The following is a 3,470-nucleotide window of genomic DNA, read 5'->3' as shown; positions in this document are numbered from 1 at the left end:
GCGCAAGAGTTCATCACTATATAGAAGGATTTTCTCAGGATCCTGATGATTTCTAGCGAGACCAAATAACAACCGCAATCGATCTTTTTCATCAAAGTTGCCTGAATTGTAAACCGTTTGAAGACTGTCCGCAACAACCTGATTCTGACCATACACGGCCAGGCTAAAAATTAAAAAAAAGCCCAGTGCTAAACAGATTTTTAATTTGATTAAACTTTTTAGGATATAAAAGTTTGCCGTCAGCATGGATAAGCAGTTAATTTGCCATGTTTATTGATAAGATCTAATTTTAGGATCTATAGTAAATGTACCCTCCTTGTCGGTTACAGTAAATTTTATTTCGTATATTTCTTGAATATATGTATACCTCTCTACGGGCCTCTTTTTTATAGTACCAGCAAACAGTGTCTTAACAATTCCTGACTTTGTTGTGAATGATTGAGGTTGAGATGTGGGCGACTTTCTTTTTAAAATTATTTCCCCTGATATATGATTTATGGCGATGATCTTGACTTCATCCGATGGGTTACTGCTTGAAACCGCATCCCAGATAATTCGGTCTCCTCTTCTCACATGAGTTGTAAAATGTTTGTTCGAAATACCTTTAGGCTGATTAAAATGAGCATACTTATTTAAGCTGTCATTATTAATATCAATGTTGTCTTTTTTAATTTCTTTAGTATCCACATAAAGCGTTACTACATGTAATTGACCACAAGACATAAAGCTTATAATGGCCATTAACATCAAAATTTGACTTGCTGTTTTCATAATAGTGTTCTTTAATTGGTTAATTGAGTGAAATCTATTGGGTATTCTGATCCTTCTCCAATACCCGTATTTTAAGTGCTTTTGCACTTAGTTTGCCAACTCTACAGGCCTGATATCCCATGGGGGGAATTTTACTCTTAATATAATGAATTTCAGCAACTTCGTGAAATTATTCAGGATGAATGTGCTATTTTATTGTCCGAAAGTAGTATTTTTCTTATCCGAAGAACCTCTGATTTTCATACATCAGTATCTTATCTTTCTTTCAAAATGAATTCTGTGGGATACATGCCCCTATAAACTATACTCCTAAATTCAGGTTTTATACAATTAAACTTCTATCTCATGTCCCTGAACGGCCAATTCAATTGGGAAATCATAGGTATGGGTGTTTATAAATTTTTTAAAAATTTTGGTTCTGTCTTTATCGGTGTGCGCAGGATCGTGATGGAACATTACCAAACTTTTAACCTTTGCTCTCGCGGATAATTCCGCAGCAATTTCCAATGAACAATGACCCCACCCTACTTTGTTTTCATATTCCCCCGGGCTGTATTGAGAATCGTGTACAAGCAAATCTGTATTCTTGCAAAGATCAAAACCGGAGATCCATTTATCTTCCTTGTATAATTGGGGGCGACACAATATGGGTTCATGATCGGGGATATAGGTAACTGACTTGGATCCAACCTGGATTCTAAACCCAACAGTTGGGCCGGGATGACTAACAAATTTAGAAGTTATTAAAAACTTCCCAAGCTTAAATGGCTTGTTTGGCAATTAGTGTATGACCAGTTTACAGGGAATATCCCTCAGCATTATAGGAAAAAGAGGAGGAGATAAAAATCTGTTCAATCTATCTTTTAAGGGATAGGAACTGCCGCCGGGACCCCAGATATGAACCTCTTTTTTAGGGTCGAAAATGGGTTTAAAAAACCCCAACCCCTGTATATGATCCATATGTAAGTGAGTTAGCAAAATATCTATCCGATCTGAGGTATAGTAACTGTCAAAATCTATATTCAAAATCCCTGTACCCGCATCCAGGATAAGTCTTTCCTCCCCTGCTATTAGCTCAATACAGGGGGTATTGCCGCCAAGTTTTTGTGTTTCTTTGGACGAGGTTGGATATGCGCCGCGGGTTCCATGTAGCTTAATTCTCATATCTTGAGATTATTATCCCAAAAAATTGCTAAAGCTCCTGAAAACTCCTTAGATCTGCCAACAATAGGAATGGAAGTAACGGAGATTTTAAAAGATTTACCTTCCAGGCTTTTTATCCAGAAGGTCTTATGGGCGGGAACGTGCGATTTTATTGTGCTCACAAGCGGAAGTTCATCCGGCGGAATTGCTTTACCATTTTTGTCATGCGGGTGAAACGCATTCCCCCAGTCTCCAACCCTCATTTCTCCTGTATCCTGGAAGCGCTTTCCCAGGATTTTTTCAGCCGGTTCGTTATAAAATATCAGCGTTCCTTCCGGATCTACTATAAAGACAGGGACTGAAAGACAATCTGCCAATTGCCTGCTTAAAATAATTTCAATTTCATGTGCTGACATAGGCGGACAAGTTTTTCGGGAGAACTCTCTTAAATATATAAAAAAAAATCGGTTTTATTCTATAATGTACGCAAGAATAAACTGCTATTAATAGGAATATAGCTCGGGAGAAAGGAATCGTTAACAAGATAGTAATTTCATAATTTTATCCCTAAGTAAAAACCATAGAAAGTCTATGGTTTCTATGTATAGTGACCTATTGTTAATTGATAAGTGTTTTATGGAAACTGAACAAAAGAGAGCTGATCGCAATTAAAATTGAGGCAATATAAGATTGAATATTTATAAGAATCCCGTTATAAGAATATAAAAAAAGCCCCGGAAGTGATCCTAAATTTATATTTAATTTAGGGCACTAAATTCTTTTAAGGACGAACACCTGGATTTATTGTCCAGGCAAACCCTTTTTTTAAGAAATGAATTGGTTATTTAGGGAATTAGGGTTTTCATAGAACTAAAAAGACTTACTAATATAAGGAACATTAAGCACAAAAAGACAGCCAAATAGGCTGTCTTTTTGCATTTTAATCAAATTTAATTAAACGGAGTTTTTTAAGAATGGTCTGCAACAGTAGCTTTAGGCGCATTTTTTTTGACTGAAGCAATCCCGCTTGCCATAGAAGATGCAGATGCATACATCTGACTGTCACCTATCACTTGCCCATTAGACGCTTTTAAACTAAAATAAGGGCGTCCGTCCTTTGCCTTCTTCTTCTCGAACATTTTATCATTTTGTGAGTTTTTCCTAACGGATTCTATCCCGTTGTCACAAGCAGATTTAGAGTTATAAGCTTCACTGCTTAAAATTACCTGTCCGTTTGAAGCTTTTAGATTGAATCTTAGTTTTCCGGCTTTGTCTTTTTTAATTTCAAATTTTCCCATTGGTATGTTTTTAAATACTGTTCGTAAAATTAACGAAAAAATTGCATATTCCTTTATTATTTTAATACCTCATACAATTTTATCCTCCCTGATTGTGAATAATTTGGCATTAAAAATCGATGCTTTTATTATTCCAGATTGTTGTCCAAAATATTGTCCTGAAAAATTTGAAATTAAGCTGGATTTTTACTGCGAAGCCCATTCACAAAATACATTTTCATTTTGCCCCGGTTCTTTACTGGAATTTCTCCCCTGTAC

Annotated in this window: 4 protein-coding genes and 2 pseudogenes; 1 reads left to right on the top strand and 5 read right to left on the bottom strand. The window is 36.0% G+C overall.

Translation table 11 applies throughout. The annotated features are described in order from the left end of the window. The 5 genes and pseudogenes from WBN20_RS14590 to WBN20_RS14570 form a co-directional block, all read right to left on the bottom strand. Window positions 1–246 (bottom strand): annotated as a pseudogene (locus tag WBN20_RS14590) (adenylate/guanylate cyclase domain-containing protein); the annotation flags it as partial. A 24-nt stretch (window positions 247–270) separates the two neighbouring features. After that, window positions 271–771 carry a hypothetical protein gene (locus WBN20_RS14585; RefSeq protein WP_424282208.1) on the bottom strand — a complete coding sequence of 167 codons (501 nt, stop codon included), beginning with the start codon at window positions 769–771 and terminating at the stop codon, window positions 271–273. A 330-nt stretch (window positions 772–1,101) separates the two neighbouring features. Continuing rightward, window positions 1,102–1,935: pseudogene (locus WBN20_RS14580) on the bottom strand (MBL fold metallo-hydrolase). Further along, entirely contained in the window at window positions 1,932–2,330 is a 399-nt protein-coding gene (locus WBN20_RS14575; protein WP_424271646.1) for a PAS domain-containing protein, read from the bottom strand. The pseudogene WBN20_RS14580 and the gene WBN20_RS14575 overlap by 4 nt, the downstream one beginning before the upstream one ends. A 552-nt stretch (window positions 2,331–2,882) precedes the next feature. Continuing rightward, complete coding sequence (locus tag WBN20_RS14570) at window positions 2,883–3,212, bottom strand: YegP family protein (RefSeq protein ID WP_424271647.1); 330 nt, start codon at window positions 3,210–3,212, stop codon at window positions 2,883–2,885. A 4-nt stretch (window positions 3,213–3,216) separates the two neighbouring features. Here WBN20_RS14570 and WBN20_RS14565 point away from each other — a divergent pair. Further along, the coding region (locus WBN20_RS14565) for a hypothetical protein (protein ID WP_424282207.1) at window positions 3,217–3,470 on the top strand (254 nt) is incomplete at its 3' end.

It is taken from the genome of Eudoraea sp. (assembly GCF_049665975.1).
Classification (GTDB): domain Bacteria; phylum Bacteroidota; class Bacteroidia; order Flavobacteriales; family Flavobacteriaceae; genus Eudoraea.
Note: the sequence above shows the minus strand (reverse complement) of the source record. Positions and strands in the feature narration are given on the sequence as shown.